The following is a 25,383-nucleotide window of genomic DNA, read 5'->3' on the forward strand; positions in this document are numbered from 1 at the left end:
GGGCGGCGTGTACGACGGGAACGGGGGGTGGGGGAGAGTTAGAGTCTTCTGGTGACCCCGGAACTCCAAGCTCGCATCGTCGCGGACTCACGCGACCGCGTGGCATGGATGAGGGCACGATCGCGCGGCATCACGGCCACCGACGTCGCCGGGCTCACGAGCGAGCGCTCGATCGCCCGTGCTGCCGACGCCAAGCTCGGCGGCGGGCCGCGGTTCGGCGGCAACGCCTACACCGACCACGGCCGGCGGCGCGAGCCGGAGATCGCCGCCTGGGTCGCCGCGACGCACGGCATCTTCCCCTCCTCAGCGCTGTTCCGCGCCGAGGTCGAGCACCGCCACTTGGCTACGCCCGATGGCATCTCGGTGCACGCGGACGGCCGTGTCAGCCTCGCGGAGATCAAGACCACCAACAAGGCCTTCCGGGGGATCCCCCGCACCTACCTGCGCCAGGTGTGGTGGCAGCAGCACGTGCTGGGCGCCGAGCGCACCCTGTTCGTCTGGGAGGAGCACGTCGACTTCTCCCCCGTCCACGACGAGCCCCGCTGCGTGTGGATCGACCGCGACGACCGCGAGATCGCGAAGCTCGTGGGGCTCGCCACCGATCTCATCGACGAGCTGTACCGCCGCACGACGGGACGCACGGTCCCGGCCCGCTCCGCATCCCCGGCGGACAGCCGTCGGGAGCAGCTCCGCGAGCGCGACGCCTTCCGCGCCCTCGCCCTCGCCGACTGACCGCGCGGCGGCGATGCCGTCCCGGCGGCGTCAGGGTTCGCGAGCGAGCACCCGACGCGCCTCCCCCGCGACCTCGGAAGCGATCGTGTCGAGGAGTGCGGAGCGCAGGTTCCACTGCTGCCAGTACAGCGCCACGCGCAGGATCGGACCGCCCAGCGCCACGAGTCCCGGCACCTCCTGCAGCCGCGGCACCATCCCCCAGCCGAGGCCGAGGCCGACGGCGAGCGCATAGTCGTGCGACGCCGGGACGTAGTGCCGGGGAACGCCGGCCGCCGGCACGCCCCGCGCGGCCAGCCACTCGTGCTGCAGGGTGTCCCGGCGGTCGAAGTCGACGAACGGCGCGTGCGCCAGAGCATCGGGGGTCACGCCGTCCGGGAACCATCGGCGGGCGTAGGCGGGTTCGGCCATGGCGCGGTACTCGAGCACGCCGAGGGGCGCGACCACGCACCCCGCGACCGCCATGGCCTCGCTCGTGACCGCCGCCATGACGGTCCCCGATTCGAGCAGGCGGGCGGTGAAGTTCTGATCGTCGCGGTGCAGGTCGACATCGATGTCGTGCGCGGCGGAGAGCCGGGCCATCGGTGCCAGGAACCAGGTCGCCATCGAATCCGCGTTGACGGCGAGCGGCACGCTGATCCGCCGCCCCTCGGCGCTCCCCTCGATCCCGACTCCCGCGAGAGCATCCTCTTCGAGGAGGGCGATCTGCCGCGCGAGCCGCACGATGGACTCCCCCGCCTCGGTGAGGCGGACCGGCTTGCTACGCACGAGGAGGATCCGCCCGAGCTGCTGCTCCAGCGCCTTGAGACGCTGGCTGACCGCGGACGGGGTGACCTGCAGCCGACGCGACGCGGCATCGAGAGTGCCCTCGTCGGCGACGGCGGCGAGCGTGGCGGCGAGCTCCGGGTCGATCCTCACATCAGTCATGCTAATGGTGCGGTAGGAATCTTCGCTGCGCCTGATGCTCCGCCCTCATAGGCTCGACACATGCTCACCGTCCTCGCCGGTCTCGGCCTCGGTCTCTCCCTCATCGTCGCGATCGGCGCACAGAACGTGTTCGTGCTGCGTCAGGGCATCCGGCGCGAGCACGTCCTCGCCGTCGTGATCGTCTGCGCCCTCTCCGACGCCGTGCTGATCATCGCCGGTGTCGCGGGGCTCGGGTTCGTGCTGTCCGCCGCACCCTGGCTCGTCGTCGTGGCTCGCTGGGCAGGGGCGCTGTTCCTCCTCGGATACGGACTGCTTGCGGCGCGGCGGGCCTGGCGGGGCGGCGAGGAGCTGGTGGTCGACGGGGGCGACGCCCCGGTCTTCGAGGCGTCCGGGGGCACCGGCACGCTCACCCGCACCCGCCTCGCCCCGGTGATCCTCACGACGCTGGCGTTGACGTGGCTGAACCCGCATGTGTACCTCGACACGGTGCTGATGCTCGGGTCGATCGCGGCGACGCACGGGGACGAGCGGTGGCTGTTCGCGGCCGGGGCGGTCGCGGCGAGCATCCTCTGGTTCACCGCCCTCGGCTTCGGCGCCCGCTACCTCGGACGGTGGCTCCGCACCCCGCGCTCCTGGCGCATCCTCGACGCGGTGATCGCGGTCGTGATGATCACGCTCGCGGTGAGCCTCGTGCTCCCGGTGCTCGGCGGCTAGGCGTTCACCCGGCCTCGATCTGCGACACCCGCGCCCGGATGAGCGCGCGGACCGCCTCGACCGGCAGGGGGTGCTCCGGCTGGAACCGGATCGTCCCCTTGTCGAGGCTGACCCCGGGGTGACCGTCGAGGAAACCCGCTATGGCAGCGACCGCCGCGGGGCTGAACGGGTAGACGCCGATGTGCTTCTTCGCACGCATCACCGAGAGCAGCGGCTTGCCGTAGTAGACGAGGGCCGGCATCCCGTAGCCCTTGCCCTGTTCCGCCTCCGGCACCTCCTCCGTGGCGATCGCGTACACGCCATCGATCACCGCACGGTCTGCGGCGTCGAGATCGGTCAGGTGGTCGTCGATGGTGCCCACGCACCGCATCCTGCCACCGATCGCCCGCGGGGTCGAGGACTCACGCGCCGTCGAGGGGCCGGAGGATGCGGGTGAGGAACCGCTGCGTGCGCTCGTGCTGCGGAGCGCTGAACAGCTCGGCGGGTGGCCCCTGCTCCACGACGACGCCGCCGTCCAGGAAGAGCACATGATCGGCCGCCTCCCGCGCGAAGCTCAGCTCGTGGGTGACGACGGCCATCGTCCAGCCCTCATCGGCGAGCTCCTTGATGACGAGCAGCACCTCTCCCACGAGCTCAGGGTCGAGCGCGCTCGTCGGCTCGTCGAACAGCAGCAGGTCCGGCTGCAGAGCCAGGGCGCGCACGATGCCGACGCGCTGCTGCTGCCCGCCGGAGAGCTGATGCGGCCTCGCGTCGGCCTTGTCGGCGAGGCCCACCCGGGCGAGCAGGGTCTGCGCTTCGGCGACGACCTCCGCCTTCGGACGCCCCTGCACCCGCCACGGCCCCTCGATCACGTTCTCCAGCACCGTCAGATGCGGGAAGAGGTTGTGGTGCTGGAACACCATCGCCGACCGATCGCGGAGCGCGAGCCGCTGCTGCTTCGCGACGCGGGGCTTCGGGCGGACCTCCGGTGCGAAGTCGATCTCCGGGCCCCCGGCCATCGCGATGGTGCCGGCGTCCGGCGTCTCCAGGCCGTTCAGAGCCCGCAGGACGGTCGTCTTCCCGGAGCCGCTCGGCCCGATGAGCACCACGACCTCGCCGCGGTGCAGGGTGAGGTCGAAGCCGCGGAGCACCTCGGTGGCGCCGAAGCTCTTGTGCAGGCCCCGTGCGGTGAGCAGCGGTCCGGTCGTGGGGTCAGTGCGCGACACGACTGTCGAGCCTCCTCTCCAGGGCGCTCTGCCCGAAGGAGAGCACCAGGCAGATCACCCAGTAGACCAGCGCCGCGGCCAGATACACCACCATGAACTCGAGCGTGGTGGAGGCGATCTGCTGCGCCACCTTGAACAGCTCCGTCACGAGGATCAGCGAGGTGAGGGAGGTGTCCTTCACGAGCGAGATGAACGTGTTGGACAGCGGCGGCACCGACACCCGGGCGGCCTGCGGCAGGATGATGCGGGTCAGCGTGCGGGTGCGGTTCATGCCGACCGTGTACGCGGCCTCCCACTGCCCCTTCGGCACCGAGAGGATCGCCGCCCGCACGACCTCGGCGCCGTAGCCGCCGACGTTGAGCGAGAGCGCGATGATGGCGCTCGGCCACGGATCGAGGGTCACCCCGACGGACGGCAGGCCGTAGAAGATCACGAAGAGCTGCACGAGCATCGGCGTGCCGCGGATCACCGAGATGTAGAACCGCGCGATGCCGGACACCACCGGATGCACCGAGATCCGCATCAGCGCCATGCCGATCGCGATCACGAGCCCCAGCGCGAACGACACCAGGGCGAGCGGGATCGTCGCCGTCAGCCCCGCCCAGGCGATCGGCCCGAGCGAGGAGAAGAAGAGCTCCCAGGGATTCTGCATCGCCTACTGCGAGACGTCTTCGCCGAAGTACTTCTCGCTGATCTCGGCCAGGGTGCCGTCGGCACGGAGCGTGTCGAGCGCTTCGTCGACCGCATCGACGAGCGCCTTCTTGTCCTTCGTGAACACGAAGGCCTGCTCACCGGCGTCATCGGTCTCCGCCGCGATCTTCAGGCCCGTCGGGCTGTTGGTCGTCTCGTAGTCGAGGAACGTCAGCTTGTCGTTGACGGTCGCGTCCACCCGGCCCTGGCGGAGGAGCTCCACGGCCTGCGCCCACCCCTCGACGCCCTCGACCTTGGCGCCGGACTCGGTGGCCAGCTCGTACCAGTTGCTCGTGAGGGACTGCGCCGTCGTCTTGCCCTCGAGGTCGTCGAAGGACGAGATGGAGTCGTCGTCCTCCTTCACCACGATCACGCCGGGCGACACCGTGTACGGGGTGCTGAAGAGGTACTTCGCCTCGCGCTCCTCGTTGATCGACACCTGGTTCGCGATCACGTCGAAGCGGCCCGCGTCGAGACCCGCGAAGATCGCGTCCCACTGCGTCTCCTGGAACTCGACCTTCAGGCCGAGCTCGTCGGCGACGGCCTGGATGATCTCGACGTCGTAGCCGGTGAGGTCACCGGAACCGCCGTCGTCGTGGAAGCTGAACGGGCGGTAGGTGCCCTCGGTCGCGACCGTCAGCGTGCCATCCTTCACCAGGCCGAAGTCGGAGCCCGCGGCGCCCTCGCCGTCCGTGCTCGCGGGCGTGCTGGACCCGCTGCAGGCGGTCAGCGCGGCGGCGGCGACGACGAGTGCGGTGACGGCGATGAGACGACGGGACATGGACCCTCCTGGGGTGAGAAAGCGCGGGTGCGAGTTTACGCGACGACCGCGGGAACTCCCCTACAGTACGCGGCGCCTCCGACGTCCGCGCATCGGATGACGCCGGATGTCGCGGGCCGAACCGCCCCGGGAACGCAGAACGCCCCCGGGCGGACCCGGGGGCGTTCGGTGCGACAGGTGCGAGACCCGTCGACGCGTCAGATGGCGTTGACGTCCAGCGGGATGCCGGGGCCGAACGTGGTCGACACCGCACCCTTCTGGATGTAACGACCCTTGGCGCTGGACGGCTTGAGGCGGACGATCTCCTCGAGCGCGGCGTCGATGTTCTCGTTCAGCTGCTCGGCCGAGAAGGAGGCCTTGCCGATGACGAAGTGCACGTTGGCGTGCTTGTCGACGCGGAACTCGATCTTTCCGCCCTTGATCTCCTCGACGGCCTTGGCCGGGTTCGGAGTCACGGTGCCGGTCTTCGGGTTCGGCATCAGGCCACGGGGACCGAGCACCTTGCCGAGACGGCCGACCTGGCCCATGAGCTCCGGGGTCGAGACCGCGGAGTCGAAGTTGGTCCAGCCGTCGGCGACCTTCTGGATGAGCTCGGCGCCGCCGACCTCATCGGCGCCGGCCGCGATCGCCGCCTCGGCCGCGGGGCCGGTGGCGAACACGATGACGCGGGCGGTCTTACCGGTGCCGTGGGGCAGGATGACGGTGCCGCGCACCATCTGGTCCGCCTTGCGGGGGTCGACAGCGAGCTTCAGCGCGACCTCGACGGTCGAGTCGAACTTCGCCGAACCGGTCTCCTTCGCGAGCGCGACGGCCTCGGACGGCGTGTAGAAACGGTCTGCCTCGATCTTCTCGGCGGCAGCCTTGTAAGCCTTGGACTTGGTAGCCATGATTATTCTCCTCAGCCCTCGACCGTGATGCCCATGGAACGGGCGGTGCCGGCGATGATCTTCGAGGCGGCCTCGATGTCGTTCGCGTTCAGGTCGGCCTGCTTCTGCTCGGCGATCTGACGGACCTGGTCCTTGGTGATCTTGCCGACCTTGACGGTGTGCGGGGTGGCCGAAGCCTTCTGCACGCCGGCGGCCTTCTTGATGAGCTCCGCCGCGGGCGGGGTCTTCAGGACGAAGGTGAAGCTGCGGTCCTCGTAGACGGTGATCTCGACGGGGATGACGTTGCCGCGCTGCGACTCGGTCGCGGCGTTGTACGCCTTGCAGAACTCCATGATGTTGACGCCATGCTGACCGAGCGCGGGGCCGATCGGCGGCGCCGGGTTGGCGGCACCGGCGTTGATCTGAAGCTTGATCAGGCCGGTCACCTTCTTCTTCGGTGCCATTCTCTTTCCTTTCCTCGAGGCGGATGCGAGCATCCGCTTCTCCCACGGCTCCGGCCTCTCCGGCCCGTGGTCGTCTCTGTGCACGCCGAAGCGGCACACAAACCACGTAAGTCTACCCGATCACTCCCCCACTCGCGAGCCGGCCCCTTGTGTGCGAGCCGGCCCTCTGCGTGCGTCCGCAACGGGCCGGGAGACACGAAAGGGGGTGGGTCGGGGAAAGAAAACGGCCGCCCCCGAAGAGGGCGGCCGTTCTCGTGCACTGTCAGATCATCTTGGTGACCTGGTCGAACGACAGCTCGACCGGGGTCTCGCGCTCGAAGAGCGAGACGAGGACCGTGAGCTTGCCGCTCTCCGGCTTGATCTCGCTGATCGAACCGGGAAGACCCGCGAACGAGCCCTCCTTGATCGTGATGGTCTCGCCGACCTCGAAGTCGACCTCGGCGGGAAGCGGACGGGCGACGGCGACGCCACCCTTGGCCGCGATGTTCTTGGCGGTCGGCACGTCCTTGACCTCGACGAGGGACTTCAGCATGTTGAAGGCCTCTTCGAAGCGCAGCGGCGTCGGGTTGTGGGCGTTGCCCACGAAGCCGGTGACGCCGGGGGTGTGCCGCACGACCGACCAGGTGTCTTCCGTCAGCTCCATGCGCACCAGCACGTAGCCGGGGATGCGCACGCGGGTGACCATCTTGCGCTGGCCGTTCTTGATCTCGACGACGTCCTCCATCGGGACCTCGACCTGGTAGATCTCGTCCTCGACCTCGAGCGTCGACTTGCGCTGCTCGATGTTCGCCTTGACCTTGCGCTCGAAGCCGGCGTACGAGTGGATGACGTACCACTTGCCCGGGAGCATGCGCAGGTCCATGCGGAAGGCCTCGTACGGGTCTTCCTCGGACGCCGACTCGTCCTCGTCGGACTCGGCGGCGGGACGGTCGTCCTCGCCGTTCACGTCGGGCCCCTCGTACGGGGTGACCTCGTCGGCCGCCTCGGCCTCCTGCTCCGCGACCTCTTCGGCCACGGAATCGTTGAGGACCTCGGCGGCGGCTTCGGACTCCGCGGCCTCGTCCAGGTTCAGAGCGTCGTTCACGATGGCGTCCGCCTCCGGGTCGTCGATGTCGATGTCGATGTCTTCCGTCTCCTGCTCGCTGTCCTCGTCCTCGACGTGGACCGCGACGTGCTCGGCAGAGGTGACCGAGAGCTCCTCCGCGGCGAGCACGTTGCCCTCCTGGGCCTCGTCCTCCTCGCTGGACTGCTCTGCGGCGGTCGCCCAGTCGGCGTCGTCGGAATATCGTTCAGACACGTTGCTTCTTCTCCATAGCTGCGGCGGTCGCCGCGGGGGTCATCAGCCAGGGATTCCGAACACGTAGTGCGTCAGGAGCCCGAAGACGTAGTCGAGACCGTAGACGATGCCCATGACGATCAGGACGAAGACGAGCACCACACCCGTGAACTTGAAAAGCTCCTTGCGGGTCGGGGTGACGACCTTGCGCAGTTCGGCGATGACCTGGCGGATGAACAGGGCGATGCCCCCGAAGAACCGGGAGAAGGGGTTGCCCTTCTTCTGGCGCGTGGCGCCGGCCGCGACGACGTCGCCGCGCGGTTCGTCCTGATCCATCCTGAATGTACCTTTCGTGTGTCAGCGTGCGCTGACGCGCAGGGCGGACAGGAATCGAACCTGCAACCTGCGGTTTTGGAGACCGCTGCTCTGCCAATTGAGCTACCGCCCTAGAGACCCGGAGGTCTCGGGGATGCCCTCCCCACCCTGCCACCGGCCGATGTCGTAGACGCCAGGCACGGCGAAAGAATGCAGAGAACAACTGCTCACCAAGCATACGGCATCGATCCGGTGGTGCCGAACAGGAAGCGGAACCGGCGTTGTTGCTAGGCTCGGCGGGCGGACGAAGCAGGAAGGGACGCATGTGAGTGGGGATGTGCAGCAGTTCCAGGTGGACCTGCGCGGAGTCGTCGATCTGCTCAGCCGGCACATCTACTCCAGTCCCCGGGTCTATCTGCGGGAACTGCTCCAGAACGCGAGGGACGCGATCGCCGCGCGCCGTGAGGTCGACGGCGGCGGCAGCCGCATCCGGATCACGCCGCTGACCGCGCAGTCGGGCGAGTTCGTGCTCCGCGACGACGGCGTGGGATTGACCGCCGCCGAGGTCGCCGATCTGCTCGCGACCGTCGGGCGCAGCTCCAAGCGGGACATCTTCGACCTCCCCCGGAGCGACTTCCTCGGCCAGTTCGGCATCGGGCTGCTGAGCTGCTTCATGGTCGCCGACACCATCGTCATCCGCTCCCGCAGCGCCAGAGGCGGCTCCGCGGTGGAGTGGACGGGCAGCGCGGACGGCACCTTCCGCGTCACGGAGATCGACGACGACCTCCCCATCGGCACCAGCGTGCACCTCGTGCCGCGCTTCGACGCCGACGAGCTGCTGCGGCCGGCGGCTGTGCACGAGCTCGCGACCACCTTCGGGGAGTTCCTGCCGGTGCGGGTGACCATTGACGCGCCCGGTGGGGACATCGACGTGACGCGCGAGCCTCCCTTCCTCGACCCCGCCGCCGATGTCGAGGCGGCCGTGCAGTACGGTCGCGACCTGCTCGGGGCCGCCCCGCTGGACGTGATCCCGCTGAGCGAGCCGGCGACCGGGACGCAGGGCCTGGCGTACGTCCTGCCCTTCGCTCCTCCGCCCGGCGCCCGCCAGGCGACCCGCATGTACCTCGGGCGCATGCTGCTGTCCGAGCGCGTCGACGACGTGCTGCCCGACTGGGCCTTCTTCGTGCGCGCCGTCGTCGACTCCACCGGCCTCGCGCCGACCGCGAGCCGCGAGTCCCTCGTCGAGGACACGGCCCTGGAGCACGTCCGGGAGCAGCTCGGCGCCGGGATCCGCCGCTGGGTGCTCGAGCTCGGGCTGCGCGAACCGCATCGCCTCGCCCAGTTCGTCGCCGTGCACGAGGTCGGCCTCAAGTCGCTGGTGCGTCATGACGAGGAGCTCGCGCGCTTCATCACGCGCTGGCTCACCGTGGAGACCACGCACGGCACGCTGCGGATCGGCGAGCTCGTGGAACGGTACCCTCACGTGCGCTACGCCCAGACGGTCGACGAGTTCCGCCAGGTGGCGGGCATCTCCCCCTCGGACGAGGTGCTCGCCAACGGCGGCTACCTCTATGACGCGGATCTGATCCGCCTGCTCCCCGACCTGTACCCGCAGGTCACGGTGGAGAAGGTCGACGTGACCGGGGAGCTCGATCGCCTCGACCCGCCGCCGCTCGACGACCGGGACATCGCGATGGCGCTGGAGTCCCGCGCCGGCGCCGTGCTCGCCGCCTCCGACTGCGCCGTCGTCGTCAGGGCGATCGATCGCCCCGAGCTGACCGGACTCTACGTCGCGGATCCCGAGGTGCTGCGCACGATCGACCGCGGGCGCACCAGGGGCATCGCGAGCACGCTCTGGGGCGGGGTGCTCGACCGGATCGATCAGACGCTCTCCTCCGCACGGGACGACGACCTCACGGCGCGACTGTGCCTGAACTGGTCGAACCGCGTCGTCCGCGCCCTCGTCCGTGTCGATGACGACGCCGTGTTCGCGCGTACGGTCCAGCTCCTCTACATCCAGGCGCTCCTCGCAGGACACCACCCCCTCTCGGACGCCGACCGGGCACTCATGACCAGCGCCCTCTCCGACCTCGTCTCGCTCTCCGCCGGCATCGAGGGGGACACGCTCCCCTTCGACGCGCGCTGACACCCCCGACTACCCGAAAGGGCCCTCCATGGCACGTCCGAAGAAGCGCTTCCAGCAGCTCATCGAGGAGATCGACCGCACCCCGTGGGGCCCGGCGGAGCAGGCCCTCGTGGCGGAGGCGGTGGCGCTGGCCGTCGAGATCGGCGACGAACGGCTGGAGTACGAGGCCCGGATGCGGCAGACCGCGTCGGCGAACATGGTCGGGGCCACCGACGTCATGCTCAACTCCTTCGCGTGGTGCCTCGCGCACCACGACGCCGACCCGCAGCGGTTCCCCGCCGACCTCGACAACGGCGGCGCCGACCTCATGTGGCAGTTCAAGTGGATGGCGTCGTCCCTGCGCTCCTCCCCTGCCTTCTCGCAGGAGCAGATCGCCGCGGTGCTCGACGACATGGAGGCGCACTACCGCGCCGCAGGTCTCGGCCTCAGCGGCGTGCTGACCGCCCGTTTCGAGGACGCCTGGGACGCGGGCCGGTTCGACGCCGCCGAAGCCCTGCGCGTGCAGCTCGAGGCCACGCCGCGCGACGAGCACAGCCACTGCGACGCCTGCAGCCGCAGCCAGTTCGCGGGCTTCTTCGCGGAGACCGACCGCGACGCCGACGCCATCCGCCTCGTCGAGGAGATGCTCGAGGGCGGCTTCTCCTGCGGCGAGGAGCCGGAGCATGCGCTCTCCCGCGTCCTCCTCCCGTACCTCCGCGCCGGCCGCACGGAGGACGCGAAGACCGCGCACCTGCGCAGCTACCGCCTGGCGAAGGACAACCCGGACAACCTGCGGATCGTGGCCAACAACATCGTGTTCGCGGCGATCACCGGCAACGAGGCGCGGGCGCTGGCCCTGATCGAGAAGCACATCGCGTGGCTGGCCCACGATGGCCTCAACGTCGACGCGCACTTCGCCGCCCTCACCGCCTTCGCGGTCGCTCTCGACCGCGTCACCGCTGCCGGACACGGCGATACCCCGGTCCGCGGCGCCGACGCCCCGGCGCTCGTGCCGCTGCTGGGCACGCACGACCGCCCGTGGAGCGCCGCCGAGCTCGCCGCGACCGCCTGGTCGACGGCCGAGCGCATCGGCGCACAGTTCGACGAGCGGGACGGCACCGACGGCCACGCCCGCAGCCTCGCCCGGATGCGCGCTCTCGCCGACGAGAGCTACGACGTCGCGATCCGCTCCGACGCGTTCGTCGCCCCCGCGCCGGCCACGACCCCGACCGACCCGGACGGCTGGTTCGAGCGGGCGATGCAGCTCGCGCAGTTCGGCGCCGAGCAGGAGACCCTCGCCGCGCTCCCGCACGCCCTGGAAGTCGACGACGCCGCCAAGCGCGCGCAGCTCCTGTCGATGCACCTCGGCATCCTCGTTGCACTCGATCGCGTGGACGAGGCCGAGCGCCTCCTCCCCGAGCGGATCGCCGCGCTTCGGGCCGCCGGGAACGACGCGCAGGCCGACCTCGAGGAGCGGCTCGGACTGGCGACCTTCGGCCTGCACACCGACGAGACCATGGCGGCGCTCGAAGAGGAACTGGCCGAGGCCGACCGCCTTCCCGCGTGGTCGCGCGGCGACCTGGCGATCAGCCGCGCGTCGCTGCACCTCCGGGCGGAGGAGCCGGACGCGGCGCTGGACCTCGCGGAGCTCGCCGCCCGCTCGTTCGCGGAGGCCGAGGACACCCGGCTGTCCAACACCACGACCCTCGTGGCGATCGGCGCCGTGCTGAGCAAGGGCGACCTCGACGCCGGTCGCACGCTCCTCGACCGCTTCCTCTCCCAGGAGGACGTGTCCGCCGGACACCGGGCCCACGCGCTGCAGACCCGGGCCCGCGTGCGCGGCGGCACGGGTGCGTACCAGGACGGGGCCGTCGACGCCGACGAGGTGTGCCGACTGCTCGCCGAACTCGGCGCCACCCGCGCTCTCGCCGAGGCCCATGTGCTCGCGGGCGCGCTCTGGGAGGACGCCGAGGAGCCCGAGAAGGCCGTCGCCCGCTACCGTCTGGCCGCTCGGCTGCAGGACGACGGCGATCGCACCGGCGTCGACTTCCGGCTGGCCAGGGCGATGCTCCGCGCGGGAGACGCCGAGGAGGCAGCCGAGCTCTTCGGCGACGTGCTCCAGCGCGAGGAGAACGCCGAGACCCCTGCGGGTTCGCGCGCTATGACCGCCTCCCTCCTGGCCCGGTCGCTCGCCGAGTCCGGAGAGTACGGACAGGCGGTCGGCGCGCACGGCTACGCGGCCGAGCTGTTCGGACAGGCGGAGGCCCACGCCGACCAGGCCATGGCCATGACGGAGCAGGCGAAGATCCTCGCCCGCTTCGAGGAACACGACGACGCGGTGCGGCTGCTGGAGGGCGCTGCAGACATCGTGCGGCGTGCCCCCGAGGCCGTCGGCGCGCTGTCCGAGGTGCTGCACAGCCTCGGCCAGGCCTATGCAGGCCGGGGTGACGAGCGCGCCTTCCCCCTCTTCGACGAGGTCGCGGCACTCGCCCAGGAGCACGAAGCCGGCTGGCTGCTCGCCGACGTGACCGACTCCCGCGGCCGCGCGCTGGCCCAGCTGGGCCGGATCGATGAGGCCGTCGCCGCCGCCCTCACCGCGGCGGACGGCTTCGCCGCGCTGGGCGATCAGGGCGCCGCCGGCAGCTCGGAACTGTTCGCGGGCCGGGTGCTCGCGGGGAACGACCGCCCGGCCGATGCCGTGCCGGTGTACCGGAGCGCCCTGGAGCATGCCGAGGGCTTCCCGCCGCTGCGTCAGGTCGCGGCGCTGGAGCTCGGCGACGTGCTGGAGGCGCTGGGGCGGCACGCCGAGGCCGCCGAGGTCAGGGCTCTCGTCGAGAGCTGACGCGACACCGGCGCGGGATCCGGAGGGGATCCCGCGCCGATGCGGATGCGGCGGAGGGCCGCGTCAGAAGAGCTGACGCCAGTTCGCCCGTGCGAGGTCGAGCAGTTCGTCTCCGCGACCCGACATGACCGTGCGGATCGCGTAGAGCGCGAAGCCCTTGACCTGCGCGGCCTCGATCGCGGGCGGCATGGACAGCTCCTGCCGCTCGGTCACGACGTCGAGCAGCGCGGGACCGTCGTGCGCGAGGACCTCGCGGACCGCCTCCGGCAGATCTTCGCTGCGCTCCACACGACGGGCGAAGATCCCCATGGCCTCGGCGATCGCGGCGAAGCTGGGGTTGTCCAGCCCGGTGCCGTAGGTGACGAAGCCGGCGGCCTTCATCTCCAGCTCCACGAAGTTCAGCGACGAGTTGTTCACCACGATCGTCTTGACCGGGAGCCCATTCTGGGTGAGCGTGAGCAGCTCGCCGAGCATCATCGCGAGACCGCCGTCGCCGGCGAGCGCCACGACCTGACGGTCCGGATGCGCGACCTGCGCGCCGATCCCGTGCATCAGGGCGTTCGCCATCGAGCCGTGCGTGAACGATCCGATCAGCCGGCGCCCCTCGGTCATGGACAGGTAGCGCGCGGCCCAGACGGTCGGCGACCCCACGTCGGCGGTGAAGATCGCATCGTCGGCGGCGTACTCGTCGAGCAGTCGGGCGAGGTACTGCGGGTGGATGGGGCGCGTGCCCTTGGCCGGCACCGCGAGCTCGTCGAGCTTCTTCCGCGTCTTCCGGTAGTGGGCGACGGCGTCGTCGAGGTGGCCGCGGTCGTCCTTCCGCGCGAGGCGAGGCAGCAGCGCTTCGGCGGTGGCCTTCACGTCACCGACGAGACCGAGGTCGAGCGGGTGGCGCTTGCCGAGCTGGGACCCGCGGATGTCGACCTGGATGGTGGTCGCGTGATCCGGGTAGAACTGCTCGTACGGGAAGTCGCTGCCGAGGACGAGGAGCGTGTCGGCCGCCTCCATGGCGCGGTAGCCGGACGCGAAGCCGAGCAGTCCCGTCATGCCGACGTCGAACGGGTTGTCGTACTCGATGAACTCCTTGCCGCGCAGCGCGTGGACGATGGGGGCACCGAGTGCGTCGGCGAGCGCGATCACCTCGTCGTGCGCCCCCTCGACGCCGGCCCCGGCGAGGATGGTGACCTTCTTGGCCGCGTTCAGCATGGTCGCTGCCTTCTCCAGCTCCGGGCCGCTGGGCTGGATCAGCGGGCGGGTGCGCTCGATCACCACGGCGCGGTCGTCCGCGATCTCGGACAGCGCCACGTCGCCGGGGATCACGAGGACGGCGACGCCGCGCTGCTCGATGGCCGCGCGCATCGCGATCTCCATCAGCCGCGGCATCTGCGACGGGTCAGCGACGTATTCGACGTACACGCTGCACTCGCGGAACAGCTCCTGCGGGTGCGTCTCCTGGAAGTACCCGGTACCGATCTCGACGGTCGGGATGTGCGCGGCGATGGCGAGCACCGGCACGCGAGAGCGCTGCGCGTCGTACAGGCCGTTGATGAGGTGCAGGTTGCCGGGGCCGCACGAGCCCGCCACGACGGCGAGGTCTCCGGTGGTGCCGGCGTCGGCCGCGGCGGCGAAGGCGGCGGACTCCTCGTGGCGCACGTGCACCCAGCGGATCCGGCCGTCCTTGCGGAGGGCGTCCGTGAGACCGTTCAGGGAGTCGCCCGGGATGCCGTAGACCCGGTCGACTCCGTTGGCGTTCAGAGTCTTGACGATGTTCTCAGCGACGTTGGCCATACCCCGACCCTACGCCCGCCGAGGCCTCCCCGGGCCGGGCTCAGTACTCCTGCGGGCCGTCCCGGTCGGGCTCGGGATCGCGCTGGAACGCGCGGCCGGACACCGATGCCGGGGCGATGCGCACGTACACCCGCTTGTCGGTCGGGATCCACGGGCGCAGACCCGCCGCCTCCGCCCGCTCGATGTCGGCGTCGGTCTCCAGCGCCTCGGCACGCCCGCGCACGATGACGCTCCACGCCGCAGTGTCGGTGTGGTCGTCGACCTCGAAGAGCACGTCGGCGTTGACCGTCAGCTCGAACAGCTTGCTCCCGGGGGCCGTGCGGAACAGGAGCGCTTCGCGGTCGACGGCGTAGTTCACGGGGAAGATGTCGATGGTCTCGCCGACCCTGGTGACGAGCCGCCCGAGCTCCTGGCTGCGCAGGTGCTCCCAGCTCTGCTCCGCGGTGAGGGACTGGACCGGATCCGTGTGCGCACTCATGCCGCCATTGTGCCTCGTCCGTCTTCGACGCGCACCCTGTCGACCCGGCCCCTCTCGTGCGAGCGGCCCCCTTGCGTGCGCACGCAAGGGGGCCGCTCGGCCGCAAGGGGGTGGGTCGACGGTCAGCCGATGCGGATCAGCTTCTTGTTGACGAACTCGTCGGCGGCCAGGTGGCCGAGCTCGCGGGCCGTGCCGCTGCGCTTGATGCCGCCGAACGGGAGCTCGGGGCTGTCGGCGAGCACGAGGTTCACGTAGACCATGCCGGCCTCGATCCGGTCGGCCACCCGCTCCGCCTGCGCCTCGTCCGTCGTGAAGACGTAGGAGCCGAGACCGAACGTGGTGTCGTTGGCCAGCGCGACCGCCGCGTCCTCGTCCGCGACGCGGTACACGACGGCTGCGGGGCCGAACAGCTCCTCGCGGTAGACGTCCATCTCCGGGGTCACGTCGGCGAGCACGGTCGGTGCGAAGAACGCCCCGTCGCGCGTGCCGCCCGTGAGGAGGGTCGCGCCCTGGGCCACGGCGGTGTCGATCTGCTTCTGCAGGTTCTCCGCCGCCGCCTCCGACGAGACCGGACCGAGGACCGTGTCGTCCAGCGTGGGATCGGTCGCCTCGACGGCCGCCATCGCCGCAGTGAACTTCTCCACGAACGCGTCGTAGAGCTCGTCGACGATGATGAAGCGCTTGGCGCCGTTGCAGGCCTGGCCGTTGTTGTCGAGGCGCGCATCCACACCCGCCTGCACGGTGGCGTCGAGGTCGTCGGTGGAGAGCACGATGAACGGGTCGGACCCGCCGAGCTCCAGCGCGACCTTCTTGAGGTTGCGCCCAGCGACCTCGGCGACCGCGGCGCCGGCGCGCTCGGAGCCGGTCAGCGACACGCCCTGCACCCGCCAGTCCGCGATCATCGCCGCGATCTGGTCGTTCGTGGCGAGCACGTTCTGGTACGCGCCCTTCGGGAAGCCCGCGTCGTGGTAGATCGCCTCGATCGCGCTCGACGACTCCGGGCACTGCGGCGCGGGCTTGAGGAGGATCGTGTTGCCGACGATCAGGTTCGGCGCGGCGAAGCGCACGATCTGGTACGCCGGGAAGTTCCACGGCATGATGCCCACGAGCGGTCCCAGCGAGGAGCGGCGGATGATCGCCGAACCCTCCCCGAGGATCTTGATGGGCTGGTCGGCCATGATGTCCTCGGCCTGGTCCGCGTAGTACTCCGCGATGTCGGCGGCGAAGTCGACCTCGCCGAGTGCGGCCTCCCGCGGCTTGCCCATCTCGCGCACGAAGATGTCGGCCAGCTCCTCGCGGCGCTCCCGGTGGAGCTCGGCCGCGCGACGCAGCAGCGCGGCACGGTCGGCGACCGTCGTGGAGCGCGACCACTCGCGGTGCGCCTCGTCGGCGGCCGCGACGGCCTCCTCGATCTGGGCGTCGGTGAACGTGTCGTACGACGCCAGGGTCTCGCCGGTGGCGGGGTTGACGACGGCATAGTCGGTCATGTGTCTCCTCCTCTTGCCGTGCCGGTCAGGAGACCGGGATCAGCGTGTACTTGGTGGACAGGTACTCGTGGATGCCTTCGAAGCCGCCCTCGCGACCGACGCCGGACTGCTTGACGCCACCGAAAGGAGCCGCCGCGTTGGAGACGACACCCACGTTCAGACCCATCATGCCGGTCTCCAGCGCGTCGATCATCCGCTGACCGCGCTGCAGGTTCTCGGTGAAGACGTAGGAGACCAGGCCGTACTCGGTGTCGTTGGCGAGGCGCACGGCCTCGTCCTCGGTCTCGAAGGTCGCGATCGCGAGCACCGGGCCGAAGATCTCCTCGCGGAGGATCGCGGATCCAGGGACGACGTCGGTGAGGACCGTGGGCTCGTAGAACGTGCCGGTGCCCTCGAGCGCCTTGCCGCCCGCGAGCAGGGTCGCGCCGCGCTCGACGGCGTCGTCCACGAGCTCGCCGGCCTTGGCCACCGCGTCCTCGTCGATGAGCGGGCCGATCGCCACGCCCTCCTCCGTGCCGCGGCCGATCTTCATGCCGTTGACACGCTCGGTGACGCGCTTGGCGAACTCCCCCGCGACGTCCTTGTGCACGATGAAGCGGTTCGCCGCCGTGCAGGCCTGACCGATGTTGCGGAACTTCGCGGCCAGCGCGCCGTCCACGGCCTTGTCGAGGTCCGCGTCGTCGAACACGACGAACGGCGCGTTGCCGCCGAGCTCCATCGAGACCCGCAGCACGCCCTCCGCCGCCTGGGCGATGAGCTTGCGGCCGACCTCGGTCGACCCGGTGAAGGACAGCTTACGCAGGCGCGGGTCGGCGATGATCGGCGCGGACAGGGCGCTCGACTTCGAGGTCTGCACGACGTTGACGACGCCCTTCGGCAGACCCGCCTCCTCGAGCAGCGTCGTGAAGAAGATGGTCGTCAGCGGCGTGAGTGCCGGGGGCTTGATCACGACGGTGCAGCCGGCGGCGAGGGCCGGGGCGATCTTGCGCGTGGCCATCGCGAACGGGAAGTTCCACGGCGTCACGAAGAACGACGGGCCGACGGGGCGCTGCGACACGATCATGTGACCGGTGCCCTCGGGGTTGAGGCCGTAGCGGCCGCTGATGCGCACGGCCTCCTCGCTGAACCAGCGGAGGAACTCGCCGCCGTACGCGACCTCGCCGCGGGCCTCGGCGAGGGGCTTGCCCATCTCGAGCGTCATCAGCAGCGCGAGGTCCTCCTTGCGCTCCTGCACGAGGTCGAACGCCCGGCGCAGGATCTCGCCGCGCACGCGCGGCGCGGTGGCGGCCCACTCGTCCTGCGCGGCGACGGCGGCGTCGAGCGCCCGGATGCCGTCCGCGGGGGTGGCGTCGGCGATCGTGCGGATCACCTGGTTGGTCGAGGGGTCCTTGACGTCGAAGGTCGCGCCGGTCTCCCCCTCGATCCACTCCCCGCCGATGAAGAGGCCGGTGGGGATGCTGTCGAGCAGCGCCTGCTCGTTCTGAGTGCTCATGGATTCTCTCTCTTTCAGACGGACGTGGGACGACGGCGGCGGCTGGGCGGAGCGTCCATACCCAGCGTCTCACCGCGGAAGAAGGCGGGGCGGCGGATGGCGTTCCAGATCATCACCGCGATGCCGACGACGATGATGAGGATGCCGAGGATGAAGACGATCCCGATGCCGCCGATCTCCGACCCGGAGCCGTAAGCCGGGTCCATGGAGTCGATCAGCGTGGTGAAGAACAGGATCGCCAGGATGATGCCGCCCACCAGCGGGAACAGGAAGGTGAAGAAGACGTTCCGCGCCGAGTCGAACCACTGCTTGCGGAAGTACCAGACACAGGCGAACGCGGTGATCCCGTAGTAGAAGCAGATCATCATGCCGAGCGTGAGGATCGTGTCCCACAGCGTATCCTCGCTGACCACGCGCATCACGGCGTAGAACGCGGAGGCCACGATGGCCGACACGATCGTGGCGTAGCCCGGGGTGAAGAACCGCGGGCTCACCTTCGCGAACGACTTCGGGAGCGCACCGTAGTGGCCCATCGCGAGCAGGGTACGGGCCGGACCGACGAACGTCGACTGCAGCGACGACGCCGAGCTCGTGAGCACCGCGAGGGAGACGAGGAACGCGAGCGGACCGAGGATCGGTCCGGAGAGGTGGAAGAACACGTTCTCCTGGATGTCGCCGTTGCCGAGGCCGAGCTCCCCCGTGCCGACGCCCGCGAACATGATCATCGCGACGGCGAGGAGCAAGTACAGCGAGACGATCGTGAGCACGGTGACGGTCGCCGCGCGACCCGGGGTCTTCTCCGGGTCCTTCGTCTCCTCGTTCATGGTGAGGGTGACGTCCCAGCCCCAGAAGATGAAGATCGACAGCGACAGGCCGGCGGCGACGGCGCTGAACGACGAGATCGCGAACGGGTTGAACCAGTTGAGGTCGAACGGCTGGTAGTCGAAGCCATTGCCGCCCACGGCCTGCACGATCGCGGCGACCGCGAAGAACACGAGCACGAGGATCTGGAATCCGACCAGCCAGTACTGCAGCTTCTGCGTGGTCTGCATGTCGCGGTACGACACCCACGTCGCGCCGAGCATGAAGAGCAGGCAGACGCCGATGTTGATCCAGGTCACGCCGGCGAGATCAGCGATCTCCGGATTGCCCGTGATCTGCGACAGCAGCAGGAACAGGAAGTCGACCGCGACGCCGGCGAGGTTGGAGAGCACGAGGATCGTGGCGACCACGAGGCCCCAGCCGGCCATCCAGCCCACCCACGGCCCGAACGCCCTGGCAGCCCAGGTGAAGGAGGTGCCGGAGTCGGGCATGCGGTTGTTGAGCTCGCGGTAGCCGAAGGCCACGAGGAGCATCGGGATGAAGCCGACGAGGATGATCGCCGGGATCTGCGCGCCGACCTCGGACGCGGTGGGGCCGACGGCGGCCGTGAAGGTGTAGGCGGGGGCGATGCACGAGATGCCGATCACGACGGCGCCGATCAGGCCGACGGTGCCGGCGCTCAGGCCCTTCGTCGAGATTCCGGTCGTGACGCCGGATGCGGGCTCCGTCGCCCGGTTGGTGCTGCTCATCAGCGGTCTCCTGCTTCATCGCGGGTACGCGGGACGACGATCATGGGGACGGGCAGCTCGTGCAGCATCTTCGCCGCCGTGGAGCCCAGGAAGAGTCGGCGCGGCTGCGCCAGCCGGCTGGAGCCGACGAGCACGACCTCGCCCGGGAGCCAGGAGAGCCCGGCGACGGCGTCCTCCACCGTCTCGCCGGGGGCCTCCTCGACGACGGCACCGAGACCGTCCGGCAGCCGCTCGGCGGCCACGGCCAGCACCTTGTGCGCGTGCTCGCTGCCGGCGAGGCGGATGGCGCCCGTGTCGAGCCCCGGCGGCACGTCGAACGGAACGAGGGACACCAGGCGCAGGCTCACCTCGGCGGCGCCGGCGAGGGCGACGGCCTGGTCGAGCACGCCCTCCGCGCCGGGACGGGTGCCGACGGCGACGGTGACGCGCGGGAGCACGTGGTCGTCCTGCTGCGCGAGACCGGACGGCGCGAGAGCCACCGGGATCGGCGAGGAGTGCAGCAGCTCCGATGCCACGCTGCCCAGGCGGTGCCGACCGAAGAGGCCCCCGCCGGCCGTGCCGATCACGATGACGCTGGCGTCGAACTCCTCACCGGCGGCGATGAGGCCCTCGGCGAACGACTCCGAAAAGCGCACGTGGCCGCTGCGCACGAGCTCCTGCGGCAGGCGCACGACCGCGTCCTGCAGCCAGCTCCGGGCCTGCTTCCGGATGACGTCCTCGTAGGCGCGCTCCGGCGGTACGGCGGCGCTCCGGGTGCCCTCGGTCGGCAGCACGATCACGAGGTGCAGGGTCGCCCCGATGCTGCGCGCCAGTCGCGCGCCCAGCGCCGCCGCGTCGGCCCCCGCATCCGTCGCCGTGTAGCCGACGACGACCGAGCCGGTCATCAGCCGATGCTCTCGGGAGCGCCGGTCTCGCGACGGGCGTCGACGATGTTCGCCGCGACGAGGTGGCCCATGCGGATCGCCCCGTCGACGTGCTGGTACCCCGCTCCGGCCATGTCGCTGCAGGCGAAGTGGATCGGTCCGACCGGCGTGCGCAGGTCGGCGCCGTAGCGGTGCAGTCCGCCGAGGTCGAAGCTCGCGGCGTACGCGCCGCGGGTCCACTCCTCGCTGCCCCAGTCGCTCTCGTAGTAGACGATGGGGTTCTTGGCCTCGGGACCGTAGTAGTGCGAGAGCGACTCGAGGATGCGCTCCTTGCGCTCCTCGGCCGACAGCTCGAACACGCCGTCGGCGTTCGCGTCGGACACGAAGCCGACCAGGGTGCCGCGCTCGTCGCCGTGGTTGGTGTTGTCGTACGCCTCGTGCGAGAGCTCGTACGGGCTGAACGCCGTACCGCTCAGGCCCTGCTCGCGCCAGAACGGGCGGTCGTAGACCGCGTGCACCTTGATGACGAAGCCCATCGACAGGTGCTGGTGCAGCTGGTGCTGGCGACGCGGCAGCGGCGGGACGAAGGAGATGCGGTTGTAGAGGATGGGGGCGTGCGCGAGGATCGCGTACCGCGCCCGGACCGTGAGGTCGTCGGTGGTCGCCACGACCCCGTCATCCGACCACTCCAGGCTGCGGACGGGCTGGTTCAGCAGCACGTCGTCGCCCAGGCGCTCGGCGAGGCGCAGCGGCACCTGCTGCAGACCGCCGACGACGCGCTTGTCGAGGATGAAGTCGGCGTCGACGAGGTTCGAGTACGAGCCGGCGGACGCCGCCATGAGCAGCGACTGCAGCAGCGAGAACGCGTGAGTCGGCTTGGTCAGCATCGCCGAGCCGGTCGCGAAGGCGAGGTTGCGCACGGCCTCGTCGTCGTCGGTCTGCGAGCGCAGCCAGGCGTCCCAGGAGATGGAGTCCCACTCGGCCGCGTTCGGGTGCTCCCACGGCCGGTCCGGGTCGATCTCGGCGACGAGGGCGTCGAGGATGCCGGTGATACGGGCGATCACGGCCTCGGTCTCCGCCGACACCGGGAACATCTCGCCCGTGAAGCGATGGGCCTTCCCGTCCGGGCCGACGTAGACGCTGTCACCCTCGCGGTACCGGCTGTAGGTCTCGAGCCCCAGCTCCTCGATCGTGTCCTTGAGGGCGTCCTGGTCGGGCGAGACCCACTGGCCGCCGATCTCCAGCATGGCGCCGTCGATCACGTCGGTCCACAGCCGGCCACCCACGCGGTCGCGGGCCTCCAGCACGGCGACCGACAGTCCGGCCTTCCGCAGGTCGTTGGCCGCCGTGAGCCCTGCGGCTCCGGCGCCCACGATCAGCACGTCGCGGGTGATCTCAGCCATCTGCAACTCCTTCGTCGTCGGGGGATGCGGGGGAAGAAGTACCGGTCGCGTCCCGAAATCCCCCGATCCGGGGACGCGACCGGACAGTGTGTCAGGCGCCGGCGAGCGCCTCGGCCACGACGTCGAGGCCCTCGTTCAGCAGCTCGTCGCCGATGGACAGCGGCGGGAGGAAGCGGATGACGTTGCCGTACGTGCCACAGGTGAGAACGATGACGCCCTGAGCGATGCACGCCTTGGCCACGGCGGCCGTGAGCGCGGCGTCCGGAGCCTTGGTCTCCGGGTCCACAAACTCGGCCGCGACCATCGCGCCGTGACCGCGGACGTCGCCGATGCGGGCGTCCTCGGCCTGGAGAGCGGTGAGGCGGCCGATGAGGATCTCGCCGATCTCGCGGGCCCGCTCGATGACGCCGTCGTTCTCGAACACGTCGATCGCAGCCAGCGCCGCGGCACAGGCGATCGGGTTGCCGCCGTAGGTGCCGCCGAGGCCGCCGGAGTGCGAGGCGTCCATGATCTCGGCGCGACCGGTCACGGCCGCGAGGGGCAGCCCGCCCGCGATGCCCTTGGCGGTGGTGATGAGGTCGGGCTCGATGCCGAAGATCTCGCTGGCGAACATGTGCCCGGTGCGGGCGAAGCCGGTCTGCACCTCGTCGGCGATGAAGACGACGCCGTTCGCGCGGCACCAGTCGACGATCGCGGGGAGGAAGCCGTCGGCGGGGACGATGAAGCCGCCCTCGCCCTGGATGGGCTCGATGATGACGGCCGCGAGGTTGTCCGCGCCGATCTGCTTCTCGAGCTGGAGGATCACGCGGGCCGCGGCCTCGCCGCCCTCGAGTCCGTCGCGGAACGGGTAGGACATCGGCGCGCGGTAGACCTCGGGGGCGAACGGGCCGAAGCCGCTCTTGTAGGGCATCGACTTCGCGGTCAGCGCCATGGTGAGGTTCGTCCGGCCGTGGTAGCCGTGGTCGAACGCGACGACGGCCTGGCGTCCGGTGTGCTTGCGGGCGATCTTGATCGCGTTCTCGACGGCCTCGGCGCCGGAGTTGAACAGGGCGCTCTTCTTGGCGAAGTCTCCGGGGGTGACGCGGTTGAGCGCCTCGGCGACGCCGACGTACGACTCGTACGGCGAGATCATGAAGCAGGTGTGCGTGAACTGCGCGGCCTGCGCGGCGACGGCCGCGGCGACCTTGGGGTGCGCGTTGCCCACCGTGGTCACCGCGATGCCGGAGCCGAGGTCGATGAGCGAGTTGCCGTCGGCGTCGACGACCACCCCTCCCCCGGCCGCGACGGCGGCGACGGGCACGGTGTGTCCGACGCCGGCGGCGACCGCGTCCGCCTTGCGGGCGAGGACCTCGGCCGACCGCGGGCCGGGGAGTTCCGTGACGAGGCGACGCTCCTGCGGGAGGTCGGGGCCGCCGAGGGGGACTGCGGGTGCTGCGGTGTCGAGGAGAGCCATGTCGCGAGCGTACGGCGGCAGCGGAGACGCACGCATTCGCCGGGTCGTACAATCGGAGAATTGATTTCGCCGTCTCGTACAACCGGAGATCGCATGGCCCCCACCGATCCGCCCACGCTGTCCGCCCTGCTGCGGCGCCGTGATCTGGACCTGCGCCTCGTCTCCGCCGCCACCGACCTGCCGGACGGCGCACTCGACCGGCCGCTGCGCTGGGTGCACAGCTCGGATCTCGCGGACCCGACGCCCTTCCTCGCGGAAGACCTGGTGCTCCTGACCACGGGTACCCAGTTCGACGACGCGGACGCCATTCCGCCCTACGTCGTGCGCCTCGCCGAGCGCGGAGTGCTGGGGCTCGGGTTCGGCACCGACGTGCATCGCTCGGGAACGCCGGGGGAGTTGATCGCTGCGTGCGCCGACCAGGGCATTCCGCTGTTCGAGGTGCCATACCGCACGCCGTTCATCGCGGTGGCCCGCGCGCACTCCGAGGCGATCGCGGCGCAGGCCTACGCCCGGCGCACCTGGGCGCTCGACACCCAGCGCGCCCTGGCCCTCGCCGCGCTCCGACCGCGCGGGCTGGACGCCATCGTCACCGAGCTCGGCCGTCGTCTCGGCGCCTGGGCCGGCATGTTCGACGCGGCGGGCGACCTGCTCGTCGCCCACCCCCGCGATGCGTTCTCGACGACTGTCCGGGAAGAGCTCGGGACGCGGGTCCAGGAGATCCTCGACCGCGGACTCGAGGCGGGGCAGTCCCTCACCCTCGAGGCGCACACCTTCATGCTCTTCACGGTGGGGCGGGGCGGGCACCTGCGCGGCGTCCTCGCCGTGGAGGCCGACGCCCTCGACCAGGAGGCCAGAGCCGTCGTCACGTCGGTCATCGCGATGGCCGGACTCGCGCGGGAGCAGAGCGAGCAGCTCACCCGCGGCCGTCGCCGCCTGCACACGCAGCTGCTGCGCTCGCTCCTGGGCGACGACCCCGGCCTCGCGCGCCGGGTGCTCGGGAGCCTCCCGCCCGCCCCCGTGGTGGTCGCCGTGACGGGAGACGCCCCGGCGGAGCCGCTCCTCGACTGGTGGGAGCGCCGGCGCCTCGACCACGGCACTCCCGCGTTCCTCGCCGATTCCGAGGACGGCGTCGTCATCTGCATCTCCGCGACCGACGAGCCGCTTCTCGACGATGTGGCCGCCCGCTTCACCGCCCGCGTCGGCGTCTCCGCTCCGGAGGGGTACGACGCCTTCTCCCGGGCGCACGCGCAGGCGCTCGTCGCGCTCCGTCAGCCCGGCACGAGCGGCGCCGTCCGGTACGCCGACACGGTCGGATCCAGTCTGCTCACGGCACTGGCGACAGATGAGGCCCGGCTCGTCGCGGAGTCGCGGCTCGCCCCGCTCCGGGAACACGACGCCGCCCACGGCACCGCGCTCGAACACGCGCTGCGCACCTGGCTCGACCACGACGCGCGGGCCGAGCAGGCCGCAGCCGCCCTGGGCATCCACAGGCACACCCTCCGCTCCCGGGTCTCCCATGCCGGCGCCCTCCTCGGGGTCGACCTGACGACCTTCCCCGCCCGGGCCGAGGTGTGGGCACTGCTGCAGACCGCCCGCGACTGACCCGGCCCCTTCCGTCCCGGCCTCTCCCCTCTCCCCCGCGACGCTTGCACGACCTCGCCACGTATGCACGACGGATCGCCCCGATGAGTCGTGCACCCGGACCGGGATCGTGCCGCCGGAACCGGTCGGCCTGGGAGCGGGTCCGGGGTCGTCTCAGCCGGCAGAATCCGCCGCGACCGACCCGGCCCCATCCGTGCCCACCTCTCCCGCGACACCTGCACGACCTCACCACGTATGCACGACGGATCGCCCCGATGAGTCGTGCAGCCGGACCGGAATCGTGCCGCCGGAACGCGGAACTCGAACCACGAA

22 protein-coding genes and 1 tRNA gene are annotated in these 25,383 nt (G+C 70.6%); 5 read left to right on the top strand and 18 right to left on the bottom strand.

Annotated elements, in window-relative coordinates; translation table 11 throughout:
• Positions 1 to 51 precede the first annotated feature (51 nt).
• Positions 52 to 732: a YqaJ viral recombinase family protein gene (locus BV453_RS10410; protein WP_249521549.1), complete on the top strand. Its 681-nt coding sequence runs from the start codon at positions 52 to 54 to the stop codon at positions 730 to 732.
• Between the two features lie 30 nt (positions 733 to 762).
• Here BV453_RS10410 and BV453_RS10415 read toward each other — a convergent pair whose 3' ends face one another.
• On the bottom strand, positions 763 to 1,647 hold the full coding sequence (locus BV453_RS10415; protein ID WP_249521679.1) for a LysR family transcriptional regulator ArgP: 885 nt from the start codon (positions 1,645 to 1,647) through the stop codon (positions 763 to 765).
• A gap of 69 nt (positions 1,648 to 1,716) precedes the next feature.
• Between BV453_RS10415 and lysE the strand changes: the two genes are divergently transcribed.
• Entirely contained in the window at positions 1,717 to 2,370 is a 654-nt protein-coding gene (lysE, locus tag BV453_RS10420; RefSeq protein WP_217316485.1) for an L-lysine exporter, read from the top strand.
• A 4-nt stretch (positions 2,371 to 2,374) separates the two neighbouring features.
• Here lysE and BV453_RS10425 read toward each other — a convergent pair whose 3' ends face one another.
• The 9 genes from BV453_RS10425 to BV453_RS10465 all read right to left on the bottom strand — a co-directional run bounded on the left by BV453_RS10425 (position 2,375) and on the right by BV453_RS10465 (position 8,100).
• A complete protein-coding gene (locus BV453_RS10425; protein ID WP_249521550.1) occupies positions 2,375 to 2,731 on the bottom strand; it encodes a DUF1801 domain-containing protein in 357 nt (118 codons plus the stop codon).
• A gap of 40 nt (positions 2,732 to 2,771) precedes the next feature.
• Positions 2,772 to 3,575, bottom strand: a complete 804-nt coding sequence (locus BV453_RS10430; protein ID WP_308195729.1) for an amino acid ABC transporter ATP-binding protein — start codon at positions 3,573 to 3,575, stop codon at positions 2,772 to 2,774.
• On the bottom strand, positions 3,562 to 4,227 hold the full coding sequence (locus BV453_RS10435) for an amino acid ABC transporter permease (RefSeq protein WP_025102334.1): 666 nt from the start codon (positions 4,225 to 4,227) through the stop codon (positions 3,562 to 3,564). Before BV453_RS10435 ends, BV453_RS10430 begins: the two co-directional genes overlap by 14 nt.
• A gap of 3 nt (positions 4,228 to 4,230) precedes the next feature.
• The gene (locus BV453_RS10440) at positions 4,231 to 5,046 is read right to left on the bottom strand and encodes an amino acid ABC transporter substrate-binding protein (RefSeq protein WP_249521551.1); all 816 of its coding nucleotides are present in this window, start codon (positions 5,044 to 5,046) and stop codon (positions 4,231 to 4,233) included.
• 197 nt (positions 5,047 to 5,243) lie between these two features.
• Positions 5,244 to 5,933 carry a 50S ribosomal protein L1 gene (rplA, locus tag BV453_RS10445; RefSeq protein ID WP_025102336.1) on the bottom strand — a complete coding sequence of 230 codons (690 nt, stop codon included), beginning with the start codon at positions 5,931 to 5,933 and terminating at the stop codon, positions 5,244 to 5,246.
• A gap of 11 nt (positions 5,934 to 5,944) precedes the next feature.
• A complete protein-coding gene (rplK, locus tag BV453_RS10450) occupies positions 5,945 to 6,376 on the bottom strand; it encodes a 50S ribosomal protein L11 (protein ID WP_025102337.1) in 432 nt (143 codons plus the stop codon).
• Positions 6,377 to 6,638: 262 nt separating this feature from the next.
• On the bottom strand, positions 6,639 to 7,673 hold the full coding sequence (nusG, locus tag BV453_RS10455) for a transcription termination/antitermination protein NusG (protein ID WP_249521552.1): 1,035 nt from the start codon (positions 7,671 to 7,673) through the stop codon (positions 6,639 to 6,641).
• Between the two features lie 42 nt (positions 7,674 to 7,715).
• Positions 7,716 to 7,988 carry a preprotein translocase subunit SecE gene (gene secE, locus BV453_RS10460; protein WP_025102339.1) on the bottom strand — a complete coding sequence of 91 codons (273 nt, stop codon included), beginning with the start codon at positions 7,986 to 7,988 and terminating at the stop codon, positions 7,716 to 7,718.
• A 39-nt stretch (positions 7,989 to 8,027) separates the two neighbouring features.
• A tRNA-Trp gene (locus BV453_RS10465) sits at positions 8,028 to 8,100 on the bottom strand.
• A 192-nt stretch (positions 8,101 to 8,292) separates the two neighbouring features.
• On the opposite strand from BV453_RS10465, the gene BV453_RS10470 reads away from it, so the two are divergent.
• Both BV453_RS10470 and BV453_RS10475 read left to right on the top strand, forming a co-directional pair.
• Positions 8,293 to 10,113, top strand: coding sequence for an HSP90 family protein (locus BV453_RS10470; protein WP_029989071.1), 1,821 nt, complete (start codon positions 8,293 to 8,295; stop codon positions 10,111 to 10,113).
• Positions 10,114 to 10,141: 28 nt separating this feature from the next.
• The gene (locus BV453_RS10475; protein ID WP_249521553.1) at positions 10,142 to 12,934 is read left to right on the top strand and encodes a hypothetical protein; all 2,793 of its coding nucleotides are present in this window, start codon (positions 10,142 to 10,144) and stop codon (positions 12,932 to 12,934) included.
• A gap of 63 nt (positions 12,935 to 12,997) precedes the next feature.
• Here BV453_RS10475 and poxB read toward each other — a convergent pair whose 3' ends face one another.
• The 8 genes from poxB to gabT form a co-directional block, all read right to left on the bottom strand.
• Positions 12,998 to 14,722: a ubiquinone-dependent pyruvate dehydrogenase gene (gene poxB / locus BV453_RS10480; protein WP_025102342.1), complete on the bottom strand. Its 1,725-nt coding sequence runs from the start codon at positions 14,720 to 14,722 to the stop codon at positions 12,998 to 13,000.
• 40 nt (positions 14,723 to 14,762) lie between these two features.
• Entirely contained in the window at positions 14,763 to 15,200 is a 438-nt protein-coding gene (locus BV453_RS10485) for a pyridoxamine 5'-phosphate oxidase family protein (RefSeq protein ID WP_062765090.1), read from the bottom strand.
• Positions 15,201 to 15,322: 122 nt separating this feature from the next.
• Complete coding sequence (locus BV453_RS10490) at positions 15,323 to 16,687, bottom strand: NAD-dependent succinate-semialdehyde dehydrogenase (RefSeq protein WP_062765093.1); 1,365 nt, start codon at positions 16,685 to 16,687, stop codon at positions 15,323 to 15,325.
• A gap of 25 nt (positions 16,688 to 16,712) precedes the next feature.
• Positions 16,713 to 18,179, bottom strand: coding sequence for an NAD-dependent succinate-semialdehyde dehydrogenase (locus tag BV453_RS10495; protein ID WP_060923240.1), 1,467 nt, complete (start codon positions 18,177 to 18,179; stop codon positions 16,713 to 16,715).
• A 14-nt stretch (positions 18,180 to 18,193) separates the two neighbouring features.
• A complete protein-coding gene (locus BV453_RS10500; RefSeq protein ID WP_062765097.1) occupies positions 18,194 to 19,750 on the bottom strand; it encodes an APC family permease in 1,557 nt (518 codons plus the stop codon).
• A complete protein-coding gene (locus BV453_RS10505; RefSeq protein WP_062765100.1) occupies positions 19,750 to 20,634 on the bottom strand; it encodes a universal stress protein in 885 nt (294 codons plus the stop codon). Before BV453_RS10505 ends, BV453_RS10500 begins: the two co-directional genes overlap by 1 nt.
• Entirely contained in the window at positions 20,634 to 22,016 is a 1,383-nt protein-coding gene (locus BV453_RS10510) for an NAD(P)/FAD-dependent oxidoreductase (RefSeq protein WP_062765104.1), read from the bottom strand. The genes BV453_RS10505 and BV453_RS10510 overlap by 1 nt, the downstream gene beginning before the upstream one ends.
• Positions 22,017 to 22,107: 91 nt before the next feature.
• Positions 22,108 to 23,469: a 4-aminobutyrate--2-oxoglutarate transaminase gene (gene gabT, locus BV453_RS10515; protein ID WP_062633027.1), complete on the bottom strand. Its 1,362-nt coding sequence runs from the start codon at positions 23,467 to 23,469 to the stop codon at positions 22,108 to 22,110.
• 93 nt (positions 23,470 to 23,562) lie between these two features.
• On the opposite strand from gabT, the gene BV453_RS10520 reads away from it, so the two are divergent.
• Positions 23,563 to 25,071: a PucR family transcriptional regulator gene (locus BV453_RS10520; RefSeq protein ID WP_249521554.1), complete on the top strand. Its 1,509-nt coding sequence runs from the start codon at positions 23,563 to 23,565 to the stop codon at positions 25,069 to 25,071.
• Positions 25,072 to 25,383: the final 312 nt, after the last annotated feature.

The organism is Microbacterium sp. ER1, from assembly GCF_023383675.1.
Lineage (GTDB): Bacteria > Actinomycetota > Actinomycetes > Actinomycetales > Microbacteriaceae > Microbacterium.

What these genes read in the sequence shown, in the direction of transcription:
- lysE (WP_217316485.1), top strand. Translation starts at nt 1,717, where the DNA reads ATGCTCACCGTCCTCGCCGGTCTCGGCCTCGGTCTCTCCCTCATCGTC.
- BV453_RS10435 (WP_025102334.1), bottom strand. Translation starts at nt 4,227, where the DNA reads ATGCAGAATCCCTGGGAGCTCTTCTTCTCCTCGCTCGGGCCGATCGCC.
- BV453_RS10440 (WP_249521551.1), bottom strand. Translation starts at nt 5,046, where the DNA reads ATGTCCCGTCGTCTCATCGCCGTCACCGCACTCGTCGTCGCCGCCGCC.
- rplA (WP_025102336.1), bottom strand. Translation starts at nt 5,933, where the DNA reads ATGGCTACCAAGTCCAAGGCTTACAAGGCTGCCGCCGAGAAGATCGAG.
- rplK (WP_025102337.1), bottom strand. Translation starts at nt 6,376, where the DNA reads ATGGCACCGAAGAAGAAGGTGACCGGCCTGATCAAGCTTCAGATCAAC.
- secE (WP_025102339.1), bottom strand. Translation starts at nt 7,988, where the DNA reads ATGGATCAGGACGAACCGCGCGGCGACGTCGTCGCGGCCGGCGCCACG.
- BV453_RS10475 (WP_249521553.1), top strand. Translation starts at nt 10,142, where the DNA reads ATGGCACGTCCGAAGAAGCGCTTCCAGCAGCTCATCGAGGAGATCGAC.
- poxB (WP_025102342.1), bottom strand. Translation starts at nt 14,722, where the DNA reads ATGGCCAACGTCGCTGAGAACATCGTCAAGACTCTGAACGCCAACGGA.
- BV453_RS10485 (WP_062765090.1), bottom strand. Translation starts at nt 15,200, where the DNA reads ATGAGTGCGCACACGGATCCGGTCCAGTCCCTCACCGCGGAGCAGAGC.
- BV453_RS10490 (WP_062765093.1), bottom strand. Translation starts at nt 16,687, where the DNA reads ATGACCGACTATGCCGTCGTCAACCCCGCCACCGGCGAGACCCTGGCG.
- BV453_RS10495 (WP_060923240.1), bottom strand. Translation starts at nt 18,179, where the DNA reads ATGAGCACTCAGAACGAGCAGGCGCTGCTCGACAGCATCCCCACCGGC.
- BV453_RS10500 (WP_062765097.1), bottom strand. Translation starts at nt 19,750, where the DNA reads ATGAGCAGCACCAACCGGGCGACGGAGCCCGCATCCGGCGTCACGACC.
- BV453_RS10505 (WP_062765100.1), bottom strand. Translation starts at nt 20,634, where the DNA reads ATGACCGGCTCGGTCGTCGTCGGCTACACGGCGACGGATGCGGGGGCC.
- BV453_RS10510 (WP_062765104.1), bottom strand. Translation starts at nt 22,016, where the DNA reads ATGGCTGAGATCACCCGCGACGTGCTGATCGTGGGCGCCGGAGCCGCA.
- gabT (WP_062633027.1), bottom strand. Translation starts at nt 23,469, where the DNA reads ATGGCTCTCCTCGACACCGCAGCACCCGCAGTCCCCCTCGGCGGCCCC.
- BV453_RS10520 (WP_249521554.1), top strand. Translation starts at nt 23,563, where the DNA reads ATGGCCCCCACCGATCCGCCCACGCTGTCCGCCCTGCTGCGGCGCCGT.